This is a genomic window from Ideonella paludis (genome assembly GCF_018069865.1).
In the GTDB taxonomy this organism is placed as follows: domain Bacteria; phylum Pseudomonadota; class Gammaproteobacteria; order Burkholderiales; family Burkholderiaceae_C; genus Ideonella; species Ideonella paludis.
In genome coordinates this window covers 475866-500034 of record NZ_JAGQDG010000004.1, presented here as the reverse complement: position 1 = coordinate 500034, position 24169 = coordinate 475866, and the positions used below count along the sequence as shown (strand labels likewise).

At 65.0% G+C, this 24169-nt stretch carries 17 protein-coding genes and 1 pseudogene; 13 read left to right on the top strand and 5 right to left on the bottom strand.

Annotated elements, in window-relative coordinates:
• Positions 1 to 2: 2 nt before the first annotated feature.
• Together xdhB and xdhA are read right to left on the bottom strand one after the other, a co-directional pair.
• Complete coding sequence (gene xdhB, locus KAK11_RS12665; protein ID WP_210809494.1) at positions 3 to 2336, bottom strand: xanthine dehydrogenase molybdopterin binding subunit; 2334 nt, start codon at positions 2334 to 2336, stop codon at positions 3 to 5.
• Complete coding sequence (gene xdhA, locus KAK11_RS12660; protein WP_210809493.1) at positions 2336 to 3922, bottom strand: xanthine dehydrogenase small subunit; 1587 nt, start codon at positions 3920 to 3922, stop codon at positions 2336 to 2338. The genes xdhB and xdhA overlap by 1 nt, the downstream gene beginning before the upstream one ends.
• 122 nt (positions 3923 to 4044) lie before the next feature.
• On the opposite strand from xdhA, the gene KAK11_RS12655 reads away from it, so the two are divergent.
• The 10 genes from KAK11_RS12655 to KAK11_RS22050 all read left to right on the top strand — a co-directional run bounded on the left by KAK11_RS12655 (position 4045) and on the right by KAK11_RS22050 (position 17931).
• Complete coding sequence (locus KAK11_RS12655) at positions 4045 to 5016, top strand: LysR family transcriptional regulator (RefSeq protein WP_210809492.1); 972 nt, start codon at positions 4045 to 4047, stop codon at positions 5014 to 5016.
• A complete protein-coding gene (gene guaD / locus KAK11_RS12650) occupies positions 5013 to 6344 on the top strand; it encodes a guanine deaminase (protein WP_210809491.1) in 1332 nt (443 codons plus the stop codon). Before KAK11_RS12655 ends, guaD begins: the two co-directional genes overlap by 4 nt.
• 30 nt (positions 6345 to 6374) lie before the next feature.
• Positions 6375 to 7952 carry an ABC transporter ATP-binding protein gene (locus KAK11_RS12645; protein ID WP_210809490.1) on the top strand — a complete coding sequence of 526 codons (1578 nt, stop codon included), beginning with the start codon at positions 6375 to 6377 and terminating at the stop codon, positions 7950 to 7952.
• Positions 7939 to 9012 (top strand): ABC transporter permease, encoded by a 1074-nt coding sequence (locus KAK11_RS12640; RefSeq protein WP_210809489.1) that lies wholly within the window; start codon positions 7939 to 7941, stop codon positions 9010 to 9012. Before KAK11_RS12645 ends, KAK11_RS12640 begins: the two co-directional genes overlap by 14 nt.
• Positions 9009 to 9929 carry an ABC transporter permease gene (locus tag KAK11_RS12635; RefSeq protein ID WP_210809488.1) on the top strand — a complete coding sequence of 307 codons (921 nt, stop codon included), beginning with the start codon at positions 9009 to 9011 and terminating at the stop codon, positions 9927 to 9929. The genes KAK11_RS12640 and KAK11_RS12635 overlap by 4 nt, the downstream gene beginning before the upstream one ends.
• A 37-nt stretch (positions 9930 to 9966) precedes the next feature.
• Positions 9967 to 11145 carry a BMP family ABC transporter substrate-binding protein gene (locus tag KAK11_RS12630; RefSeq protein WP_210809487.1) on the top strand — a complete coding sequence of 393 codons (1179 nt, stop codon included), beginning with the start codon at positions 9967 to 9969 and terminating at the stop codon, positions 11143 to 11145.
• A gap of 88 nt (positions 11146 to 11233) precedes the next feature.
• Positions 11234 to 12283, top strand: coding sequence for an adenosine deaminase (locus tag KAK11_RS12625; RefSeq protein WP_210809486.1), 1050 nt, complete (start codon positions 11234 to 11236; stop codon positions 12281 to 12283).
• A 124-nt stretch (positions 12284 to 12407) separates the two neighbouring features.
• Complete coding sequence (locus KAK11_RS12620) at positions 12408 to 13022, top strand: hypothetical protein (protein WP_210809485.1); 615 nt, start codon at positions 12408 to 12410, stop codon at positions 13020 to 13022.
• A gap of 69 nt (positions 13023 to 13091) precedes the next feature.
• Positions 13092 to 15857, top strand: a complete 2766-nt coding sequence (locus KAK11_RS12615) for a DEAD/DEAH box helicase family protein (protein WP_210809484.1) — start codon at positions 13092 to 13094, stop codon at positions 15855 to 15857.
• Positions 15858 to 15888: 31 nt separating this feature from the next.
• Positions 15889 to 17931, top strand: a complete 2043-nt coding sequence (locus KAK11_RS22050) for a site-specific DNA-methyltransferase (protein WP_210809483.1) — start codon at positions 15889 to 15891, stop codon at positions 17929 to 17931.
• Positions 17932 to 17965: 34 nt separating this feature from the next.
• On the opposite strand, the gene KAK11_RS12605 is transcribed toward KAK11_RS22050, so the two are convergent.
• Positions 17966 to 19540: an alkaline phosphatase D family protein gene (locus KAK11_RS12605; RefSeq protein WP_210809482.1), complete on the bottom strand. Its 1575-nt coding sequence runs from the start codon at positions 19538 to 19540 to the stop codon at positions 17966 to 17968.
• Positions 19541 to 19630: 90 nt separating this feature from the next.
• Here KAK11_RS12605 and kefF point away from each other — a divergent pair, with 90 nt between their 5' ends.
• On the top strand, positions 19631 to 20179 hold the full coding sequence (kefF, locus tag KAK11_RS12600) for a glutathione-regulated potassium-efflux system oxidoreductase KefF (protein ID WP_210809481.1): 549 nt from the start codon (positions 19631 to 19633) through the stop codon (positions 20177 to 20179).
• Positions 20176 to 21987: a glutathione-regulated potassium-efflux system protein KefC gene (gene kefC, locus KAK11_RS12595; protein ID WP_210809480.1), complete on the top strand. Its 1812-nt coding sequence runs from the start codon at positions 20176 to 20178 to the stop codon at positions 21985 to 21987. The genes kefF and kefC overlap by 4 nt, the downstream gene beginning before the upstream one ends.
• On the opposite strand, the gene KAK11_RS12590 is transcribed toward kefC, so the two are convergent.
• Both KAK11_RS12590 and KAK11_RS12585 read right to left on the bottom strand, forming a co-directional pair.
• Positions 21979 to 22596 carry a GNAT family N-acetyltransferase gene (locus KAK11_RS12590; RefSeq protein WP_210809479.1) on the bottom strand — a complete coding sequence of 206 codons (618 nt, stop codon included), beginning with the start codon at positions 22594 to 22596 and terminating at the stop codon, positions 21979 to 21981. The genes kefC and KAK11_RS12590 overlap by 9 nt on opposite strands.
• Entirely contained in the window at positions 22596 to 23090 is a 495-nt protein-coding gene (locus KAK11_RS12585; RefSeq protein WP_210809478.1) for a YajQ family cyclic di-GMP-binding protein, read from the bottom strand. The genes KAK11_RS12590 and KAK11_RS12585 overlap by 1 nt, the downstream gene beginning before the upstream one ends.
• 53 nt (positions 23091 to 23143) lie before the next feature.
• Here KAK11_RS12585 and murB point away from each other — a divergent pair.
• Positions 23144 to 24166 (top strand): annotated as a pseudogene (murB, locus tag KAK11_RS12580) (UDP-N-acetylmuramate dehydrogenase); the annotation flags it as partial.
• Positions 24167 to 24169: the final 3 nt, after the last annotated feature.

Here is a 24169-nt window from a genome sequence, read left to right as displayed (position 1 = left end):
CTTCAGGCTTGGACGGCATGGATCGCCCGCAGCAAGGCCTCGGGCGTGGCCGGGGCCGAGAGCGGTGGCTGGCAGCCGGGCGCACCACAGGCCGCCACGGCGTCGCGTAGGGCCAAGAACACGCTGAAGGCCAAGAGCAGCGGGGGTTCACCCACGGCTTTGCTGCGGTGGATGGTGTCCTCCACATTGCGGTTGGCAAACAAGCGGGTGTGCAAGGCCTCGGGCACATCATTGGCTGTGGGGATTTTGTAGGTTGAGGGCGCATGCGTCAGCAGCTTGCCCGTCTGCGGGTGCCAGACCAGCTCTTCCGTGGTCAGCCAGCCCATGCCTTGCACAAAGGCGCCCTCAATTTGCCCGATGTCCAAAGCCGGGTTGAGCGACTGGCCCACATCGTGCAGCAGGTCGGCACGCAGCAGCTTCCACTCGCCGGTCAGGGTGTCGAGCAGCACTTCGCTGACCGCTGCGCCATAGGCAAAGTAATAGAAGGGCCGGCCGTTCAAGGTTTGGCGGTCCCAGTGCAGGCCGGGCGTGGCGTAGAAGCCATCGGCCCACAACTGCACGCGCGCCAGATAGGCCTGGCCCACGGCGTCTTTGAAGCTCAGGCTTTGGCCCCGGGGGCCGTGGAGCTGGCCTTGTCTAAAGGCAATATCAGCCGCCGCACAGCCCCAGCCGGTGGCCACCAAAGCGGCCAGTCGCTCACGGATCTTGCGCGCTGCGTCTTGAGCCGCCTTGCCGTTCAGGTCGGCCCCTGTGGAGGCAGCGGTGGCCGAGGTGTTGGCCACTTTGCTGGTGTCAGTGGCGGTGATGCGCACCTGGGTCAGCTCCAGCCCCAGCTCATGCGCCACCACCTGCGCCACCTTGGTGTGCAGGCCTTGGCCCATTTCGCAGCCGCCGTGGTTCACCAGCACCGTGCCGTCGGTGTAGACATGCACCAGCGCGCCCGCTTGGTTGAAGTGGTTGACGTTGAACGAGATGCCGAACTTCACCGGGGTCAGCGCCAGGCCTTTCTTGAGCACCGGGCTGTGCGCATTGAAGGTGGCGATGTCAGCGCGGCGCTGGGTATAGCGGGCCTGCTCCACCAGCTCCGCCGCCAGGGCCGGCATGACGTTGTCCACCACCTTCTGGCCATAGGGCGTGGTGTTGCGCTCGCCGTCGCCATCTTGGCCATACCAATTGGCTTGGCGCACGGCCAGCGGGTCTATCTGCAAGTGGCGGGCGATGTGGTCGATGATGACTTCGGTGATCAGCGCGCCTTGCGGCCCACCAAAGCCGCGGAAGGCCGTGTTGCTTTGGGTGTGGGTGCGGGGCAGGGCGCCCAGCAGCGAGACCTCGGGCAGCCAGTACGCGTTGTCGATGTGGCACAGCGCGCGGGTCATCACGGGCGGCGAGAGGTCGGCCGAATGCCCGGCATGGCCCAGCAGGGTCACGTCCAGGGCCAAGAGGCGGCCTGCGTCGTCAAAGCCCACGGCCCAATCAAACTCAAAGCCGTGGCGGCGGCCGGTGATGAGCATGTCGTCATCGCGGTCTGGGCGCAGCTTCACCGGCCGGCGCAGCCGCGCAGCGGCCAGGCCGGCCACGCAGGCAAACAAGGCCGACTGAGACTCTTTGCCGCCAAAGCCACCGCCCATGCGGCGGCACTCCACCTGCACTTGGTGCTGCGGCCAGGCCAGGGCATGGGCCACCAGGGCCTGCATCTCGCTGGGGTGCTGGGTGGAGCACCAAATCTTCAGGCCGCCGTCGTCTTGCGGTGCGGCATAGGAGATCTGCCCTTCCAGATAAAACTGCTCTTGCCCGCCCAGGCTGAACTGGCCGCTGAGCCGGTGCGGCGCCTGCGCCATCGCGCTGGCCACACCGGCGCCCGACGCACTGCGGGCCAAGCGCATGGGCGGCACCACATGCTCGCCGGATGCATGGGCCTCGCGCAGTGAGAAGCGCGCAGGCAAGGGCTCGTGCTGGATGACTTTGGCGGCGAGGGCCGCCGCGCGGCGGGCAGCGTCGCGCGTCTGCGCCACCACCGCAAACACCGGCTGGCCCAGGTAGCGCAGCTCGCCCTGGGCCAAGATGGGGTCGTCATGCACGATGGGGCCACAGTCGTTGGGGCCGGGGATGTCCTCAGCGGTGAACACCGCCACCACGCCCGGCTGGGCTTTGAGCGCGGCCACATCAATGCCCAGCAAGCGGCCATGCGCCACGGGCGAGAGGCCTAAGGCGGCATGCAGCGTGCCTTGCAGCTCGGGCAAGTCATCGACATAGGCCGAGCGCCCGGTGACATGGCCCAGGGCCGATTCGTGCGGCAGGGACTGGCCCACCGGGCCTGTGGTGTGAACCGCGCCCATCACAGGGCCTCCTCGGTGCGATGGGCTGTCACGGCGTTGATGCGCCACGCGGACGCAGGCAGCGGGTTCGTCGGCCGGGTTGCCAGCCACAGGCGTTGCAGCAGCGCGGCGCAGCCTTGCTGGCGGTAGTCGCGGCTGGCGCGCAGGTCGGTCAGGGGGCTGAAGTCTTGGGTCAGGGCGGCTTGGGCGGCCTTCAGCGTGGCCTCGGTCCAGGCTTGGCCGCGCAGCGCGGCCTCGGTGTGCGCCGCGCGCTTGACGACGCCGGCCATGCCGCCAAAAGCCAAGCGCACGTCGGCAATGCGGGCCTCGTCGCCGCTGCCGTCCAGCCGCAGTGCAAAGCTCGCGCTCACCGCGCTGATGTCGCAGTCCCAGCGCTTGGAGAGCTTGTGTGCCTGCACCTGCCAGCCTGGCTGTCCGGGCGGGGCGCTGGCGCGGGTGTCCAGCGGCACGCTGACGCCGGTGATGAACTCGCCGCGCTGCAACTGGTTCTTCATGTAGTCGAGGTAGAAGTCTTGCAGCAGCAGGCTGCGCTGCTCTTCGCCGCGCCGCAAATGCAGGCGAGCGCCCAGGGCGATCAAGACCGGCGCAGCGTCCCCAATGGGCGAGCCATTGGCCAGGTTACCCACCAGGGTGCCGGCATGCCGCACAGGCGGCCCGGCAAAACGCTGGCCCATCTCTGCCAGCGTGGGCCAATGGCGGGCCAGGGCTTGCCAAGCGTCTTCCAAGGGCACGCCAGCGCCGATCAGCAAGCTGCCTTCGCGCTCCTGCATCTGGCGCAGGCTGGCCACATCGCCCAGCCAGATCATGCCGGGCAGGGTGCGCATCTGTTTGGTCACCCACAGGCCCACATCGGTGGCGCCGGCCACCAGGCGGGCGTCGGGGTGGGCCAGGCGCAGTGCGGCCAAGTCGTCTTCGCTGCGCGGGGCCCAAAACGGGGTGTCGCTGTGCGGCCAGTGCAGGGTGTGGCCACTGTGCAGCTTGTGCAGGCTCTGCAATTGTTCGCGCACGCCCTGCAAGGGCAAGGCCGGGGCGCTGCCGCCCGCCGGCAACATCTGCAGGCCGGCGTCGACGATGGGCCTGTAGCCGGTGCAGCGGCAGAGGTTGCCAGAGAGCGCCTCACTCACTGCAGCACGGCTGGGCTGGGTGCCCGCGCGGGCATGATGCTCGTGCAAGGCCGCTAGGGTCATGGTGAAGCCGGGGGTACAAAAGCCGCATTGGCTGCCGTGGCAGCGCACCAGAGCCTCTTGTGCGGGGTGCAGCGGCCCATCGGGCGGGGAAAGGTCTTCCACGGTCAGCAAGGCTTTGCCGTCCAAGGTGGGCAAAAAGCGGATGCAGGCGTTCACGGTGCGCAGGGCCAGGCCATCGGCGTGCACGGCCGCAGAGCCTTCTGCATCGTCGGCCAATTCCGCCACGATCACGGTGCAAGCGCCACAGTCGCCCTCGGCGCAGCCTTCTTTGGTGCCACAGGCGTGCTGGTCTTCGCGCAACCACTGCAACACGGTTTGCTGCGGGTTTCCTCGGGGGATCTCCACCACCTGGCCTCGGAAGACGAATCGCAAAGGGCGCGGGGTGTCGTGTGGGGCCATGGTGGTCGAGGGGAAAAGGCTGAAGGGAAGGGGTGAGCAGCGTGGTGCAGAACCCAGACGGTAAACCCAGTCGGGGTGATTGTGTATAGGGTTTGAAGCATGATTGGAATACGATCAACGATATGACGCAACAGCCGGATTTGGCGAACATCGACCTTCATCTTGTGAGGGTCTTGCATACCGTGATCAGTGAACGCAGTGTGTCGCGTGCCGCGTTGCGCCTGGGCAGCACCCAGCCGCAGGTCAGCGCGCAGCTCAAGCGCTTGCGGGGGCTGACGGGTGATGCGCTCTTGGTGCGCTCAGGCACAGGCTTGGTGCCCACCGATGCTGCGCTGGACCTGCTGGCCCCGGCTGAGCGCCTCTTGCAAGAAGCGGCCCAGCTTTTTGGTGCCCAGCGCAAGACGGCGGCGTTTGAGCCGGCCCGTGCCCAGCTCACCTTCAAGGTGGCGGCGGCCGACTACCTGGACCCCTGGTTCTTGCCCGGCGTGGTGGCGCGCCTGCAGCGCGAAGCGCCGGGTGTGACGCTGGAGATGCACCCGCTGTCGGCCGACTCCAACTACCAACGCAAGCTGGCGCTGGGCGAGGTCGATCTGGTCATCGGCAACTGGCTCTCGCCGCCCGGAGAGCTGCACCTGGGCAAGCTGCTGAGCGACGAGGTGGTGTGCCTGGTGGCGGCCGACCACCCGGCGGTGAAGAACCCCCGCGCCTGGGGGCCCGAGCGCTATCTCGCCAGCGACCACATCGCCCCCACGCCCCTGCACCCTGGTGCACTGGGCGTGATTGATGAATTCTTGGCCGAGCAAGGCATGAGCCGCCGCATCACGGTGCGCACGGCGCACTTCAGCTTGGCACCCATGATGGTGGCGCGCAGCCATTTGGTGCTCACCACCGGGCGCCTGTTTTGCCAGCGTCACATCCACACCTTGCCGGTGCGGGTGGTGCGCTGCCCAGTGGCTTGCCCGCCGCTGGCCTATTACCAACTTTGGCATGAGCGCAACCACAGCGCGCCCGCCCAGCGCTGGCTGCGCGAGCAGGTGCGCGAGGTCACACGTGAACTGCAGGCCCTGGGTGGTGCGACCCGGGTAGTGTCATGAATTCAAAGCCTTTCTCTCGTGTCGCCTTGCGCGGCGACCTGATCGACTTCAGCGCCCAACCCGCTTTGGAGGACCCGCAGTCCACCGGCGTGCGGGTGCGGCCCGACCATTGGTTGCTGATCGACGGACAGCGCATCGTCGCTGTTCAGGCCGAAGCCCCGGGGCCGGACTGGCCCCAAGAAGACCATCGGGGCCGCTGGATCTTGCCGGGCTTCATCGACACTCATGTGCACAGCGCGCAGATCGACGTGATCGGCGCCTGGGGCACGCAATTGCTGGATTGGCTCAACACCCACACCTTCCCCGCAGAAGCCCGCATGGCCGACGAGGCCCATGCGCAAGCCCTGTCGGCCCTGTTCCTCGACAGCCTGCTGGCCCAGGGCACCACCAGCGCCATGGTCTTTCCCACGGTGCACAAGCACTCGGTCGATGCGCTGTTTGCAGCGGCCCAGGCGCGGCAGATGCGGCTGATCACCGGCAAGGTGCTGATGGATCGCCATGCGCCTGATTTTTTGCGCGACGATGTGGCGCAGGCCGAACGCGACTGCACCGCGCTGATCGAGCGCTGGCATGGCCAAGACCGCCTGGCCTATGCGGTGACGCCGCGCTTCGCGCCCACCTCCACCCCCGCGCAGTTGGCCATGGCCGGCGGCTTGATGAAAGCCCACCCCGGCCTCTATATGCAAACCCATGTGGCCGAGAACCGCGACGAGGTGCGCTGGGTGGCCGAGTTGTTCCCCGAGGCGCGCAGCTACCTCGATGTCTACGAACGCTTTGGCCTGCTGGGCCCCAGGGCCATGCTGGCCCATGGCATTTGGCTGGACGATGAAGACCGGGCCCTGCTGCGCCACAGTGGGGCGGCCTTGGCGTTCTGCCCCTCGTCCAATCTGTTTTTGGGCAGCGGCTTGTTCGACTGGGCGGCGGCTGAGGCGACGGGCACCGCCGTGAGCATGGCCTCGGACGTGGGTGGGGGCACGAGCCTCTCGATGCTGCGCACGCTGGCCGATGGCTACAAGGTGCAGGCCATGGCAGGGCGGCATGTCTCGGCTTGGGCCTTGTTGCATGCCGCCACGCGCGGCGCGGCCCAGGCCTTGGGCCTGGCGCAGGAGATCGGTGCGCTGGAGCCTGGCCTGATGGCCGATGTGGTGGTGTGGGACAAGGCCTGCACCCCGCTGGAGGCCCGCCGCCAGGCCGTGGCACAGGATGTGCATGACGCTGTATTTGCCTGGATCACCCAGGGCGACGACCGCCATGTGGTGGCGACCTGGGTGGCTGGGGGATTGCGCTATCGGCGTGCGCCTTCGCCCGGGCGACAATCAGAGGCTTGACCCGCCAAGAACAACGTTGAGGATGCTTGCATGACCGCTCCCCCGAATTCCACCGCGCCGCTGAGGCTGGAGCTGCGCGGCATCACCAAGCAATACCCGGCGGTGCGGGCCAATGACGCGGTCAGCCTGCGCGTGGCGCCCGGCCAGATCCACGCGGTGCTGGGCGAGAACGGGGCCGGCAAGTCCACGATGATGAAAATCATCTACGGCGCGGTCAAGCCCGACCAAGGCCAGATCCTCTGGAACGGCCAGGCCGTGCAAGTGGCCAGCCCGGCGGCGGCGCGGGCCTTGGGCATCAGCATGGTCTACCAGCATTTCTCGCTGTTCGACACCCTGACCGCGGCTGAGAACGTGTGGCTGGGCCTGGATAAAGCCATGCCCTTGCCCGAGGTGGTGGCCCGCATCCGCGAGGTCTCTGAAGGCTATGGCCTGCCGGTGGACCCGCTGCGCCCGGTGCACACCCTGAGCGTGGGCGAGCGCCAGCGCGTGGAGATCGTGCGCTCGCTGCTGACCAAGCCGCAATTGCTGATCCTGGACGAGCCCACCTCGGTGCTGACACCCCAGGCGGTCGAGAAGCTCTTCATCACCCTGCGCCAGCTCAGCGCCGAGGGCTGCTCCATCCTCTACATCAGCCACAAGCTGGATGAGATCCGCGCCCTGTGTCACCACTGCACCGTGCTGCGCGGCGGTAAGGTCACGGGCGAGGTCGACCCCACGCAAGAAAGCAATGCCAGCCTCTCGCGCCTGATGATTGGCGCCGAGCCGCCCACCTTGCACCGCCAAAGCAGTGCGGCGGGTGCGCCGGTGCTGGAGGTCCAAAACCTGTCGCTGGCCCAGCAAGATCCGTTTGGGGTCACCCTCAAAGGCATCAGCTTGCAAGTTCGGGCGGGTGAGATCGTGGGCGTGGCCGGGGTGTCGGGCAACGGCCAGCAAGAGCTGATGGCCGCCCTCTCGGGTGAAGACCCGCGTGCGCTCCCGGGCAGCGTGCAGCTGTTTGGCAGCGACATTGCCCGCGCCTCGCCGCGCAAGCGCCGCGCCCTGGGCCTGCACTTTGTGCCTGAAGAGCGCCTGGGCCGCGGTGCGGTGCCCACGCTGTCGTTGGCGCAAAACACCTTGTTGACCCGCACCGGGGCCGTGAAGGCCGGGGGCTGGCTGAACCTGGCCCAGACGCGGCAGTTGGCGGCGGATCTCATCGCCCGCTACAACGTGAAGGCCGGTGGGCCAGATGCAGCGGCGCGCTCGCTGTCGGGCGGCAATCTGCAGAAATTTTTGGTGGGCCGAGAGATCGACGCCAAGCCGAAGTTGCTCATCGTCTCCCAACCCACCTGGGGGGTGGATGTGGGCGCGGCCGCGCAGATCCGGGGCGCGTTGCTCGCCCTGCGAGATGCAGGTTGCGCCTTGCTGGTCGTGAGTGAGGAGTTGGACGAGTTGTTTGAAATCTCCGACCGCATGGTCGTGATGGCTCAAGGGCGCCTCAGCCCCTCACTGCCCACCGCCGAGGCCACGATCGAGCGCATCGGCGCTTGGATGTCCGGCTTGTGGGACGCGCCCTCAGCTACGGCTGCCGCAGCCGCAGCGAATAAGGAGGGCCAGCATGTCGTTCATTAAGTTGGAGGTGAGGCCCCAGCCCTCGCGGGCCTTTGCGCTGGCCTCACCGCTCATTGCCTTGGTCATCACCGTGGTGATCGGCATCATCATGTTTGCGCTCCTGGGCAAAGACCCGGTCAAGGGCTTGCAGGTGTTCTTCTATGAGCCCATCAAGAACGCCTATGCCTGGTCGGAGCTGAGCGTCAAGGCCACGCCGCTGATCTTGATCGCCCTGGGCTTGGCGGTGTGCTTCCGGTCCAATGTTTGGAACATCGGCGCCGAGGGCCAGTTTGTGGTGGGCGCGCTGGCGGCCGGTTGGGTGGCCATGCAGGCCGGGCCTGGCACGGGCCGCTGGATTGTGGTGGCGGTGCTCGTGGCCGGCATGCTGGGCGGCATGGTCTGGAGCGGCATCGTGGCGCTGCTGCGCGACCGCTTCAACGCCAACGAGATTTTGGTCAGCCTGATGTTGGTCTATGTGGCCGACATGCTTTTGTCTTGGCTGGTCTATGGGCCTTGGAAAGACCCGAACGGCTACAACTTCCCACAGACCATCACCTTCGATGCGGTCACCAAGATCCCGCGCCTGTTTGACGGCCTGCGGGCGAATGCAGGCAGCTTGATCGCGCTGGCGGCGGTGGGCTTGTTGTGGGTGTTCATGTTCCGCACCTATCGCGGCTTTGCGATGCAGGTGGGCGGCTTGGCCCCGGCGGCGGCGCGCTATGCCGGGTTCTCTTCGCGCACGGCGCTGTGGACAGCTTTGTTGATCTCTGGCGCTTTGGCCGGTTTGGCCGGCGGCCTAGAAGCCGCCGGGCCACTGGGGCAGTTGACGCCCTATGTGCCGGCAGGCTATGGCTTCGCCGCCATCATCGTGGCCTTTGTGGGGCGCTTGCATCCGGTGGGCATGGTGTTCTCGGCGCTGTTGATGAGCATGTTCTACATCGGCGGCGAGTTGGCGCAATCGCGCTTAGGCCTGCCCAAAGCCTTGACCGGTGTGTTCCAGGGGCTGCTGCTGTTCTCGCTGCTGGCCTGTGACACCTTGATCCACTACCGCATTCGCTGGGGCCGGGAGCAGAGCGCATGAATGAAATTGCATTGCTGATCGCCGCCACGCTGAGTGCGGGCACGGTCTTGGCCATCGCGGGCTTGGGGCTGCTGATCAATGAGCGCGCGGGCATCGTCAACCTCGGGGCCGAGGGCATGATGCTGGTGGCTGCCATCGCCGGGTTTGCTGTGGCGGTCCGCACGGGCTCTGACGGCTTGGCCTTCATGGCCGGCATGGGGGCCGGCGCCGTGCTGGCGCTGGTGTTTGGCTGGCTGGTGATCTGGCTCAACACCAATCAATACGCCACGGGTTTGGCCTTGAGCTTGTTTGGCACCGGCTTCTCGGCCTTTGTGGGGGCCCCCTTCACCCAAGAGAAATTGGGCGACCGCTTCAAGTTCGAAATCCCAGGCCTGGTGGACATTCCGCTGCTGGGCCCCGCCTTGTTCAAGCAGCATCCCATGGTGTACGGGGCCATGCTGCTGGCCGTCGCGCTGGCGTGGTTCCTCTACCGCACGCGGGCAGGCTTGGTGCTGCGGGCGGTGGGCGAGTCGCCCGAGTCGGCCCATGCGCTGGGTTATCCGGTGCGCCGCATCCGCTTGTTGGCCGTGGTGGTGGGCGGTGCGCTCTGCGGCTTGGCGGGTGCCTATTTGTCGGTCATCTACACGCCGCTGTGGGTCGAGGGCATGGTGTCTGGCCGCGGCTGGATCGCACTGGCCTTGACCACTTTTGCCACTTGGCGCCCGGCGCGCGTGCTGTTGGGGGCCTATCTGTTTGGCGGTGTCACCATGCTGCAGTTCCACCTGCAAAGCGAGGGCGTGGACATCCCCAGCCAGTTCCTGACCATGCTGCCTTATGTGGCCACCATCGTGGTGCTGGTGCTGATCTCGCGCAACCCCACTTGGATCAAGATGAACATGCCCGCTTCTTTGGGCAAGCCTTTCACACCCGGCGGATAATGGCTGCCGCAACCCACCCCCCTCTTGAGGAGACTTCATGACACTTCACTCCAAGCGTACTTTGTTGAAGCTCGCTGGCTTCTCGACCCTGGCTGCCACGGCAGCGCTGGTCGGTTGCGGCAAGCCCGCTGAGGCCCCCAAGGCCGCAGAACCTGCCGCCGCACCGGCTGCCTCGGCACCTGCGTCTGCCGCCGCCAAGGCTGAGCCGCTGAAGATTGCTTTTGCCTATGTCGGCCCGGTGGGCGACGGTGGCTGGACCTTTGCCCACGACAACGGCCGCAAGGCCATCGAGAAGGAATTCGGCGACAAGGTCGTCACCACCTTCGTCGAAAAAGTGCCTGAAGCCGCTGACGCTGAGCGTGTGTTCCGTGACCTGGTCGGTCAAGGCAACAAGCTGATTTTCGGCACCACCTTCGGCTATATGGAGCCCATGCTCAAGGTCGCGCCGGATGCCAAGGACGTCAAGTTCGAGCACGCCACCGGCTACAAGACCGCCGAGAACATGCGCACCTACGACAGCCGCACCTACGAAGGTGCATACATGGCCGGTGTGATCGCGGGTGCGATGACCAAGTCCAACACCCTGGGCGTGGTCGGCTCCATCCCCATTCCTGAAGTGATCCGCAACATCAACAGCTTCACCTTGGGTGCGCAAAGCGTGAACCCCAAGATCAAGACCAAGGTGGTCTGGGTCAACGAGTGGTTCAACCCGCCCAAAGAAACCGAAGCGGCCACTGCCCTGATCAATGGTGGCGCTGACGTGCTGATGCAAAACACCGACTCGCCCGCCGTGCTGAAGACAGCCCAAGAAAAGGGCAAGCGCGCCTTTGGCTGGGACAGCGACATGACCGCCTACGGCCCCAAGGCTCACCTGGGCTCGGCTGTCATCAACTGGGGTCCCTACTACGTCAAGGCCACCCGCGACGCACTGGAAGGCACCTGGAAGGGTGGCGAGTCCGTGTGGTGGGGTGTCAAGGAAGGCGCGATCGACATGGTCGGTATCGCTGAAGACGTGCCCGCTGACGTCAAGGACAAGGTCGAGAAGATCAAGGCTGGCTTGAAGGACGGCAGCTTCTCCATCTGGAAGGGCCCCATCGTCGACAACACCGGCAAGGAACAGATCGCCAAGGACGCCGTCGCTGACGACAAGTTCCTGGGGGGTGTGAAGTTCTACGTCAAGGGTGTTGAAGGCAAGGTGCCTGGCGAAGGCAAGTAAGCCCTCGCGGCATGGCCAGAGATGCCACGCCAAGAAAGGCCGCCCCCGGGCGGCCTTTTTCATCTCATCTGTTCACGAGGACTGTCACATGACCACCGTATCCCCTGCGCTGCTGTGCGCCTTGCCCAAAGCCGAGTTGCACATTCACATCGAAGGCTCATTAGAGCCCGAGCTGATCTTTGCCTTGGCCCAGCGCAATGGGGTCGCGCTGCCCTATGACAGCGTCGAGGCTTTGCGGGCGGCCTATGCCTTCACCGACCTGCAGAGCTTTCTCGACATCTACTACGCCGGGGCCAGTGTGCTGCTCAAAGAGCAAGATTTCTTTGACATGGCCATGGCCTACTTCGAGCGAGCCGCCCAGGATAACGTCGTTCATGCGGAGCTGTTCTTCGACCCGCAAACCCACACCGAGCGCGGCGTGCCCATCGGCGTGGTCATTGAGGGCCTGACCCGTGCCCGCCGGGAGGCTCAAGCCCGCTGGGGAATCAGCAGCGCCTTGATCCTGTGCTTCCTGCGCCACCTCAGCCAGGCCTCCGCCTTTGAGACCTTAGAGGCCGCCTTGCCCTGGCGCGATCACTTCATCGGCGTGGGCCTCGATAGCTCCGAGCTGGGCCACCCCCCCGAGAAATTCGCCGAGGTGTTTGCCCGCTGTCGCGAGCTGGGCTTGCACGTCGTGGCCCACGCCGGCGAGGAAGGCCCCCCCGCCTACATCTGGAGTGCGTTAGAGGTGCTCAAGGTCGAGCGCATCGACCACGGCGTGCGCGCCATTGAAGACGCGGCCTTGATGCAGCGCTTAGCCGCAGAGCGCGTGCCGCTCACCGTCTGCCCACTGTCCAACGTGAAGCTCTGTGTCTACCCGCACATGAGCCAACACCAGCTTCCCGCGCTCTTGGCGGCAGGCCTGGCCTGCACCATCAACTCTGACGACCCTGCCTACTTCGGCGGCACCATGAACGCCAACTGGCTCGCCACCTTCGAGGCCTTGCCCCAGCTGGGCCTGGCCGAAGCCCGCAAGCTGGCGCTCAATAGCTTTGAGGCCAGCTTTGTGGACGAGGCGACGAAGGCGGGGTGGCGGCGCAAGCTGGAGGAAGTGCTCGCAATAGGTGTTGAGGTGGTCAATGGGACCAAACCGGGCTGAGTGCTGAAAAGGGTAAGCACGGTTGTGCTGCATCAACCCGTTGGGCTGAGATGGTTGCGTCGTGGCCGATCATGCCGACACGAAGGATCCTCATCACGTTAACGTATCACTAGCATCTAGAAGTATGAATTTCGATGATCTGATAAAGCTCGTTACCCTGTTCGGTGGCCCAGTAGCAACCTGGAAGGTTATGGAGGAGCTTCTGCGCGGCAGGCGCAGTCACCTTCGAGAAGAGTACAAGTTCGCCCGAGATTTCCTCAAGGAAGTCGATGACAACCCCAAGATGCACCCTTTCCTCAAGCAGAAGGGCTACCAAGCCATTGCAGGTGACACAAGTCTTTCAGCTGGAGAAATTGAATACATCCTCTCTTTGCACGATTCGGCCCGAGCCTTAAAGGATTACGTACTGGGCAAACCATATTTGGAGCATCTGACAACTGCTACCAGCAGACAAATCGTGTTCAAACAGAGGTATGAATCACCCTGGCCAAGACGTGTTCGAAAGGTGTTTTTTTTCGTGTTGTATCTAATTTGCTGCCTTGCGGCCTCTGCCCCCGTAGCGTTTCCGGTCTTCAAGTCGCTATCGCCCACCCAGGCAATCATCACGTTTGCCTTCACTGCTTTGGTCTTCTTTCCGTTGGGCTTTTTGGCGCTCAGAGCAGGCGTCCGAATTGCTCGAGCCGAGGCATTGGTGAAGAGTCAGCCTAGACATACCCAAGGGATCGTAGTGGCGCCGTGACATGGACTTTTGAGGAGCAGATAGACGCGAAACCGGTTTGTTTGTGGACGCGCACCAAAGCGCAGAACCATGCCCATTTCATGCGACAGTTGCGCACCCATGAGCTATCTCTACCAAGCCTTGGCCAGCCGGGTGGACGCCTGGCGGGCCAGTCACTACGCCTGTGACGCCTACCCCACCATTCGCGAGATCCTGGCCTTTGCCACGGAAGACGCGGCGACGGGCCAGCTCCGTTACCTGCGCCGTGCCCAACTGCGCGCCCTAGAAACCTATTGGTACCTGCGCTTGGTGCTGGGCACGCCCACCACACCCGAGCTGTATGAAGCCCTGTTTCCCAAGCTGCCCGAGCGCCTGGGCGCAATGGGCGTCAACGCCAAGCTGTTTGAAGAAGCGGGCTATGACTACGCCGCGCTGATTGCGCGGGTGCGCAGCGACGACGCCTTTGTGCGCCAACACCAGTTGGAAAGCCTGCGCGAGTCCTTGACGCTGGACTACGCCAGCTACATCTTGGCCCTGGCCATGGGCGCGGGCAAAACCATCTTGATGGGTTCCATCGTGGCCACCGAGTTCGCCATGGCGCTGGAGCACCCCGACGGCCCCTTTGTGCAGAACGCGCTGATCTTTGCGCCGGGCAAAACCATTTTGAGCGCGCTGCGCGAGCTGGCCGACGTGCCCTACGAGCGCCTGCTGCCCGCCCGCCTGCACAAGCCCTTTGCGGCCAGCTTCAAGCTCACCTTCACCCGAGACGGCGACAAACAAATCCCCATCACCTGGGGCAGCGCCTTCAACGTCATCGTCACCAACACCGAGAAAATCCGCATCCAAAAGCCCAGCCAGCGCGGCCCGGCCAACCAAATCTCGCTGATCACCCACCACAAGCTGGAAGAAGCCACCGAGCTGGCCAACCTGCGCTTGCAGGCCATCGCCTCGCTGCCGCACTTGGCGGTGTTCTCCGACGAGGCTCACCACACCTACGGCCAAAAGCTGCTGGGCAAGTGGGAAAAGGACAAAGACAGCGGTGAGCTGGTGTTCAAAGACGATGGCATTAAAAAAGTGCGTCGCACCATCGACTACTTGGCGCAAGAGACTAACCTCATCGTCGTCATCAACGCCACCGGCACGCCCTACTTTGAGCGCCAACCCCTGCGCGACGTGGTGGTGTGGTACGGCCTGGGTGAAGGCATCAACGACGGCGTGCTCAAACCCCTGGCCCGCAACATCAAAGTGCTGGAGCTGGACGACACCCAGGGCGATGCGCTGGTCGCCGCCATCATCGACGACTTTGTGCGCGACTACTGGGCCGTGAGCCTGCCCCCGCAGGGCAGCCAGCCTGGTGCGCCAGCCCGCTTGGCGCTGTACTTCCCGAACATTGAAGCGCGTGATGAGCTGCGCGGCGCGGTCGAATCTGCGCTGGCACTGCACGGCATTGGGCCTCATGTAGTGCTGGCCGTGGACGGCGGCTCTAGCGACGCCGTGCGCCGCCAGTTTGAAGCTCTGGCCCACCAACCCCAAGCGCCCCACCGCGTGCTGCTCTTGGTGAACATGGGCACCGAGGGCTGGAACTGCCCCAGCCTGTTTGCCTGCGGCCTGGTGCGCAAGCTCAAAAACAGCAATAACTTTGTGCTGCAAGCCGCCACCCGCTGCCTGCGCCAAGTGCCCGGCAACACCCACCCGGCGCGGGTTTATTTGACGAGCGCCAACAAGAAGACACTGGAAGCGCAACTGGCCGAAACCTACGGCACCAGCCTCAAAGACCTGAACCAACAGCAGGTCGAGCGGGTGGAAAAAGAGATCGTGCTGCGCCAGCCGCAACTGCCGCCCTTGCTCATCAAAAAGCGTGTGCTGCGCTACCGCCGCGCGGCGGCCCCGCAGGGCGAACAGCCCTTGGCCTTCAGCGTGCCGCAGGTGGAGCCACCACGTGCCGTGCTGATGCAGACCTTGGACATTGTGCACACCGGCGGCGGCAACACGCTGCTGCAGCGCGTGGACGCGGGCGACGATGCCCTGCCCAGCGCCCCGCCCGAGCTGAACACCTATGCCGCCGCCGCCGAGCTGGCCGCCCACTACCACCTGCCCACGCCCGAGCTGCTGGCCGCGCTGCGCACCGCCTATGGCCCCGAGGGCGACGTGCCCGCCTACCACCTGCCCGCCCTGGGCGCGCAAATCGAAGCCCAACGCGCCCACTACGAGGCCCACACCGAAGAGATCGACGTGGCCGTGGCCCTGGTCAAGCCCGAAGGCTTTGACGCCCGCCCCGCCAACCCGCAAGACCCACAGAGCCCCACCGTCTACACCGCCCGCATCAGCTTTGCCAAAGAGCGCGAAAAGCTCTACAAAACGGCGGCCGACACGGCCGACAGCGCCCACGCCCTGGCGCACAGCTTCCACTACGAAGGCTATAACTTCGACTCCGGCGCGGAGATTGAGTTTTTGGATTGGGTGTTGGCCCAGTTGCAGGCCCAGCCGCACCAGATCGAAGGCCTGTGGTTCACCGGCGGCCTGACCGACCCCAGCAAAACCGACCTCTCGGCCGAGTACCTGGGCGACGATGGCCGCTGGCACCGCTATACCCCCGACTTTGTGCTGCGCCGCGCCGATGGCAAGCACTTGGTGGTCGAGATCAAAAAAGACATCTTCAGCCCCGACATCAAGGCCGACTTCGCCCGATTTGAGCAAGGCCAAGCCCCGCAAACCGCCGAAGGCCGCAAAGCCGTGGCCCTGAAGCGCTGGGAGGCCCTGAACCCGGAGTTGCTGCGCTACCAAGTGCTGTTTGCCAGCCATGAGCTGGCCGACGAAGGCAAGGCCGCTGTGCGCCACTTCATCCAAGGCCGCTGAGCCCCGCCCGGATACCCAACTACAGCCCACCATGAGCGACAAGACCCCCACCAAACCCCGCACCGTCACCGTGGCCAAGGCCAAAGGCCGGCCCATGCTGACCTGGGTGGGCAAAAAGCCCCTGGCCCGCCTGACGGCCTACCCGGCCCAGGCCATCGAGCGCTTTGACGCGCCCACGCCAGCGGGCGTTGGCCCTGGCTCCAGCAGCGCCCGCTGGGCCGGCTGGCCGGCCGGGCTGCCCCAGGCCGGGCTGCTCTACCACGGCGACAACAAAGACGTGCTGGCCCACCTGCTGGCCACGGGCTTTAGAGGCCAGGTCAAGCTGATCTACATCGACCCGCCCTTTGACAGTGGCGCCGACTATGTGCGCAAGGTGCAACTGCGCGGCGCTAAGGGCACCGTCAAGATCGACGGCGAGGACTACACCCTGGGCGAGCAGATCCAGTACAGCGACATCTGGGCCAACGACAACTACCTGCAGTTCATGTATGAGCGGCTGCTGATGCTGCGGGAGTTGTTGGCGGAGGATGGGGCGATTTACTTGCATTGCGACCCATCGAGAAACTCCTACCTCCGGCTTCTTATGGACGAGGTCTTTGGCCCCGACCAATTTGTGAATGAGTTGGTATGGCAGCGAGTCAGCGCACATAACGACTCCGCGCGATTTGGAACCATCCACGACACGATCTACTACTACGGCCCAGCGGAGAGAGTGTGGAACTCGCAGAAGATCGAGCTTGGGGAGAAGTACCTTGAGCAGTTCTTTGACCAAGTCGAGCCCGGAACTGGTAAGCGCTATGCGCGTGGCGACTTGATGGCATCCGGGCTGCGAAACGGTGAGACAGGCAAGCCATGGCGCGGGATCAACCCGGCTGAGCGCGGGAACCATTGGAAGGTCGGTGTCTCAACGCTCGATCAATGGGACAAAGAAGGGCGCATTCACTGGCCAAAGTCGAACGGCGTTCCGCGCCTAAAGCGGTATCTTGAGGACGCCGTACAGCAGGGCGGCGTGGCGCAGGATATCTGGACGGACATTCGTCCAATTCACAATCAGTCGCAGGAATTATTGGGCTACCCAACTCAAAAGCCGGAAGCATTGCTTGAACGCGTCATCGCTTCTTCCAGCAACCCCGGCGACATCGTCCTCGACTGCTTCATCGGCTCGGGCACCACCGCCACCGTCGCCCAGCGTCTGGGCCGCCGCTGGATTGGCTGCGACATCAACAAGGGCGCGCTGCAAACCACCGCCAAGCGCGTGCAAGCGCTGATGCGCGAGCAAGCCGCCGCGCTGGCCGCACAAACCCAAAGCAGCTTGTTGGCGGCTGATGATGGCGGGCCAGAGGCCGCGCCCGGCCCGGCGCAACTCAGCTTTGCCACCTACCGGGTCAACGACTATGACCTGCAGATTCAGCACAACGAAGCGGTAGAGCTGGCCTGCCAGCACCTGGGCGTGGCGCGCACCCGCACCGACAGCTTTTTTGATGGCACGCAGGGCGGGCGCTTGGTCAAGATCGTGCCCTTTAACCACCCGCTCACGCCGCTGGACCTGGAGGCCGTGCGCACCGAGCTGGCCGCCCGCCCCAGCGAAGAGCGCGATGTATTGGTGGTGAGCTTAGGCCTACAGCACGACGCCCGCGCCTGGGTGGAGGCCTATAACCGCAACCGCCCCATCAACAAGCTGCACCTGATAGAGCTGCGCACCGACCGCAAATTTGGTGGCTTCATCCGCCACGAGCCGCTGTGGGCCGCAGCCACCGTGCAGCGCCAGGGCGAGCGGCTGGTGGTGGAGATTCAAGACGTGGTGTCGCCCACCATTTTGCAGCGCCTGAATCTGGAGCAAGGCGTGTTCCGCGCTCAGATCAGCGACTGGCGCGCGGTGGTGGACACGGTGTTGATCGACCCGCAGCACGACGGCCAAGTTTTCAACGTCGCCTTGGCCGACGTGCCCGAGCGCAAGCAAGACCTGGTGCAAGGCCGCTACGAGCTGCCCGCCCCGCCGGCGGGCAGCACCGTGGCCCTGAAGATCATCGACATGCTGGGCGAAGAACTGGTGTTGCAGTGGCCTCTGCCTTGAAGGGGGCCGGGCAGTGGTGTCGGGCTAAGGGGCGCTAAAGCCTCTTCATGCGCGGGCTGCTGGCTGCCACCTCAAACTGCGCTGCCGTACTCACGCTGGGCCATTCTTTGAACACATCGTCAATCACCCTCATCTGCACCTGCAGGCGCTCAGGGCTGAGGGTGGCCAGGCCATAGCCGCGCTGTTGGCGGGCGCTGAACTGCACATGGGGGTTCAGGGCCATGATCTCGGCACTGGTCAGGCCGCCGAAGGCGCGGGAGGTGATGCTGGTGCAGCAGAACTCCGGCGCGACGATGGGGCCTTGCGTGGCGCCGGGGCCGGCGTGCAGGTGGGCGGCCCAGTGCTCGTGGATGTCGCCGCCCAGGATGACCGGGCCGCTGACTTGCTGGTCTTGCAAGCTCTTGATCAGGCGGTCGCGCGTGGCGACATAGCCGTCCCAGCCGTCGCTGAAGCTGCGCTCGCCCAGGGCTGGCAGCAGGCGGCGTGACACGGTGGTGGGCTGGGCGATCAGGTTCCAACGCTGCCGGGTGGCGGCATGCGCTGGGCTTTGCTGCTGCAGGCCTTGCTGCAGCCAGGCTTCTTGGGCCGAGCCCAGCAAGCTACGGCCGGGGTTGTTGGCCTCCTCGCAGTCCTCGGGCTTGAAGAGGCCGCCGATGCCGCAGCGCACGGCGTCGTCGCGGTATTGCCGCGTGTCGAGCAGGTGGATCATCGCCAATCGCCCCACGGCCACCCGCTGATAAACCTGCAGCGCAGCCGGGCCACTCAGCAGGCCTTGCAAGCCACCGATCAAGGTGCGGGGTGAGACGGGCATGTGTTCATACCAAGCTTGGTAAGCTGAGCGCCTGCGGCCCGTGCTGCCAAAGCGGCCTTCGCCCTGGAGCGGGCCGCCGGCGTAGTCGTTGAAGACCTCATGGTCGTCCCAGGTCACCAGCCACGGGCAGGCCGCGTGCATGGCTTGCAGGGCAGGGTCGCTGTGGGCCAAGGCGTAGAGCTCGCGGTAATCATTCAGCGCGGTGGCGGCCGCAGACACCGGGCCACGGAACTCGCCCAGCCGACCGCCGGATTCATAGATGTAGTCGCCCAAGAACAGCACCAGATCGGGCTGGTCGGCCAGCATGGCGCGGTAGGCCCCAAAGTGCCCGGCGTGATAGCGCTGGCAGGAGGCAAACGCCAGGCGCAGGCTGGTGAGCTCATCCTGCGGCCGCGGCAGCGTGCGGGTCTGCCCCGTGGGGCTGGTGAAGCCCGCCACGCTGAAGCGGTAGAACAGGCGCTGCGCGGCAGCCAGGCCTGTCACCTCCACATGCACGCTGTGGGCCAAGGCGGGCAGCGCGGTATGGGAGCCGCTTTGAACCAACTGCTTGAAGCCTTCGTCCAGGGCCAACTCCCAGCGCACCTCCAGCGGCAGATCGGCCCAGGGGTTGCGATAGGGGTTGGGGGGCATCAGCCGCGTCCACAGCACCACGCTGCTCTCACTGGGGGCGCCGCTGGCCACGCCCAGGGTGAAGGGGTTGGCTTCGAGGGGCGCTTGCGCCCATAAGCCTTGCGGCAGTGCCCAGCCCAAACAGGGCGCCAGTGCCATTTGCCACCAGTGACGACGAGAAATTGACATGAACCGTGAATAAGAGTGAACGAGGATCAGGGTGCGAGGTGGGCCTGTCTATGATGGCTGATCACGCCAGCTCTTGATGCTTTGAGACCCATGCTGATTATTCATGCACACCCCCGGCCCTCGCAGTCCCGCGTGGTCAAAGACCTTTTGTCGGTGCTGCAATCGCGGCCCGGCGCTGAAGTGCGTTCGCTCTACCAGCTCTATCCTGATTTCGACATAGATGTGGAAGCCGAGCAGCAAGCCTTGCTGCGTGCCCAGCACATTGTCTGGCTGGCGCCGGTGTACTGGTACAGCGTGCCCGCCTTGATGAAGCACTGGATCGACCAAGTGCTGTCCCACGGCTGGGCCTATGGCCACGGCGGTGAGGCGCTGAAGGGCAAGGCCTGCTGGTGGGTGGCCAGCGCAGGCGGCTCGCAAGAGGCCTATACGCCAGACGGCATGCACAAGCGGCCCTTTGCCGACTATGTGGCCCCGGTTGAACACACGGCCCGCTTTTGCGGCATGCAGTGGTTTGCGCCCTTTGTGGTGCATGGCGGCCACTCCACCGCACCGGAGGAGCTGAGCCGTTGGTGTGCGTCGCTCAAATCGCAATGTGAGGCCTTCGAGAGCGTGGGTGTGCAAGGAGGGACTGCCCCATGATGCAAGCGATCTTGTTCTTGGCCGCGGCCTTGATCTTTGTGCCCCTGGCCGTGCGCCTGGGGCTGGGTTCGGTGCTGGGCTATCTGGTGGCCGGCGTGGCGATTGGGCCGGTCGGCTTAGGGCTGGTCAATGACCCGCAAGCCTTGCTGCATGTCTCGGAGCTGGGCGTGGTGCTGATGCTGTTTGTCATCGGCCTGGAGTTGGAGCCCAAGCGGCTTTGGGAGATGCGCGGTGCCGTGTTTGGCGGTGGCACGCTGCAGATGCTGGCCTGTGCGGCCGCACTGTTCCCAGTGGGCTTGCTGGTGGGTTGGACCTGGCAGGCCAGCTTGATCGGCGCATTGGCCTTGGCCTTGTCGTCCACCGCCATCGTGGTGGCCCTGATGCAAGAGCGCAACCTGATGGCGGCACCCGTGGGCCGCAGCGGCTTTTCCATGCTGCTCTACCAAGACATTGCGGCCATTCCGCTCTTGGCCTTGGCGGCCGTGTTGGGCACCGCTGCACCGGCTGCCGAGACTGCAGGCCACGCGCACCAGGGGCCGCTCTGGCAAGTGGCGGCGGTGGCCGCGGTGGTGGTGCTGGGCCGCTATGTGGCCTACCCGGTGATGCGCTTTGTGGCCCGCATGCAGGTGCGAGAGCTGTTCACCGGTTTTGCCTTGCTGCTGGTCTTGGGCGTCGCCGCCTTGATGGAGCACGTGGGCTTGTCCATGGGCCTGGGGGCGTTCTTGGCCGGCGTGCTCTTGGCCAGCTCGGAATACCGCCACGCCTTGGAAACCGACATCCTGCCTTTCAAGGGCCTGCTGCTGGGCCTGTTCTTCATCGCGGTGGGCATGAGCATGGACTTAGGCCTGCTGGCCAGCAGCCCCGTGCAGGTGGTGCTGGGCCTCGTGGCCGTGGTCGGCTTGAAGCTGGTAGCCCTGTGGGGCTTGGCGCCCTGGGTGGGCTTGCGCGGTCGGGACAAAGCCTTGCTGGCCGTCTTGCTCTCGCAAGTGGGCGAGTTCGCCTTCGTGGTCTTGTCGGCCGCCAAGGTCTCTGGCGCGCTGCCCGAGGCCCAAGCCAATTTGCTGACCTTGATCGCCGCGCTCTCCATGGTCAGCACGCCCTTGCTGCTGATGGTGTTTGACCGCTGGTGCCGACAAAGCACCCAAGAGCGCGAGGCCGATGCCATCGAAGACGAGCACCCGCCCGTCATCGTGGCGGGCTTTGGCCGCTATGGGCAAACCGTGTGCCGCTTGCTGCTGGCCGCAGGCGTGAAGCCCACGGTGATCGACCACGACGCCGATACCGTGGACAGCGCTCGGCGCTTTGGCTTCAAGGTCTACTTTGGTGACGCCACGCAGCCCGACTTGCTGCATGCGGCGGGCATCCACCACGCCAAAGCCATGGTCGTCGCGGTCGATGACTCGGCCCAGTGCAACCGCTTGGTAGAGGTGCTGCAGCATGAGTTTGCCCATGTGCAGATCGTGGCCCGCGCGCGGGACGCGCTGCACGCCATGGAGCTGGCTGAACTGAACGTGCCCCATGTGGAGCGCGAGGTGTTTGAGTCCTCGCTGCGCAGCGGCCGCTCCACCCTCGAAGCCTTGGGCATGGACCGCGCCCAAGCCAAGCAAATGGCCGACAACTTCAGGCGCTACTCCCTCGACTTCTTGCGCAAAGCCCAGGCCGAGCGCCACAACGAAGAAGACCTCATCGTGCGCGTGCGCCAGGCCCGCGAGCAGTTCGAGCGCGAGATGCAAGCCGATCAAGAGCGCCAAGCCCGCCATGATGGCAAGGCGGGCTGGCACAGCCCCTCTTCGGCCTCTTCAAGCTGACCAGCCGGGTGGTTTTTGGAAGGCGGGGTTCAGCAGCGCGCTGATGCAGTGGTCGCGCCACGCGCCGTTGATGAAGAGGTAGTCGCGGCACAGGCCTTCTTGCACAAAGCCCAGGCGCTGCAGCACCGCGCCGCTGCGCAGGTTGCTGGGCTGCCAAGCCGCTTGGATGCGGTGCAGGTTGACGCGAGGCGAGAACATCTCCGCCAAGCCAGCTTGCAGGGCCTCGTGCATCAAGCCCTGGCCCTGGGCAGCCTGGTCCAGCGCATAGCCCAGCATGGCATTCTGAAAAGCGCCGCGTGCCATTTGGCTGAAGTGGAGGGAGCCGATGACCCGCTCGGGCGCGTCGGCAGGCAGCAACCAATAGCGAAAGGCTTCACCGCGGGCGAAAGCGGCCACGCCTTGCAACACGCGCTCGGCTTGGCCGTCGGCGCTGAAAAACTCAGGCGGCGCGGGTGGGTCCCAGGGCGCAAAGTGGGCGCGGTTGCGCACCACATAGTCGGCCACCGCAGGCCCCAGGTGCGGGTCATCGCCCACCAGCCGCAGGCGTGCCGTCTGCAGCACGGGCTGCGCGGCGCTGAGGGCCACCAGCGGCAGGGGCGTGACTTGCATCAGTCGCGGAAGTTTTGCTGCTTCAGGGGCTGGTCGGCAAAGTCTTTGCGCAGCAGGGCAATGGCCAGTTGCAGGTCGTCGCGATTCTTGCCGGTGATGCGCACTTCATCGCCTTGGATGCTGGCCTGCACCTTGAGCTTGCTGTTCTTGATGGCGCCGGTGATCTTCTTGGCCAGCTCCGCCTCGATGCCCGCCTTGATCTTGTAGACCTGCTTGACCTTGTCGCCACCGATCTTCTCGATCTTGGCGCTCATGTCCAGGTAGTTCACCGTCACGTTCTGCTTGGTGAGCTTGCCGATCAACACGGTGCTGACCTGCTCGATCTGGAAGTCGCTGTCGCCAATCAGCACCAGCTCTTTTTCTTTCTCTTTGAGCTCGACGCTGGCGCTGGTGCCTTTGAAGTCAAAGCGGGTGCCGATTTCCTTCTCGGCGTTGGCCACCGAGTTCTTGATGGCGACCATATCGGGTTCAAGCACTACGTCAAAACTGGGCATGATGTCTCTCTTGCTGGAGGGGCCGGGGCCGGCGCGGGAAAAAAGCGGAAAATTCTGCCATGCAGATCGAAACCGGCGTCAGCCTCAAGCCCTACAACACCTTTGGCCTGCCTGCCTTGGCAGGCCGCCTGGTGCGCATCACCTCAGAGGCCGATGTCCGCCGCGTCGTCGATTCACCGGACATGGGCCGCGCGCCCAAATTCATTCTGGGCGGCGGCAGCAACGTGATTCTCACCCGGGACATGCCCGAATTGGTGCTGAAGATCGAAGTTCCGGGCCTGAAGGTGCTGGAAGACGGCCCCGAGGCGGTGGTGATAGAGGCCGGTGCCGGCGAGCGCTGGCACGACCTGGTGGCCTGGAGCCTGGACCAAGGCTTGGGCGGCCTGGAAAACATGGCCTTGATCCCGGGCACCGTGGGCGCAGCGCCCGTGCAAAACATTGGCGCTTACGGCCTGGAGCTCAAAGACCGCTTTCACTCGCTGGACACGGTGGACCTGACCACCGGCCGCACCGTCACGCTCTATCCGGACCAATGCCACTTTGGCTACCGTGACAGCGTCTTTAAGCAAGGCCTGGCAGGAAAGAGCGTCATCACCCGCGTGCGCTTGACCTTGCCCAAGCCCTGGCAGCCCATGCTCAGCTACCTCGACCTAGAGCGCAAGATGGCCGAGACCGGCAACGCCAGCCCGGATGCCCGCACCATCTTCAATTGGGTTTGCGAGATCCGCCGCGCCAAGCTGCCGGACCCGGCCGTCATTGGCAATGTGGGCAGCTTCTTCAAGAACCCGGTGGTCAGCCCCGAGCAGTGCAAAGACATCATCGCGCGCGACCCTCACATCGTGCACTACCCCATGCCTGACGGCAGCTTCAAGCTGGCAGCGGGCTGGATGATCGACGCCTGTGGCTGGAAGGGCAAAACCATCGGCCATGCCGGTGTCTACGAGAAGCAAGCCTTGGTGCTGGTCAATCGCGGCGATGCCGTGGGCTCGGAGGTCCAAACCTTGGCCCGCGCCATTCAAGAAAGCGTGTACGGCCGCTTTGGCATTCGGCTGGAGCCTGAACCGGTGATCGTGTGATCG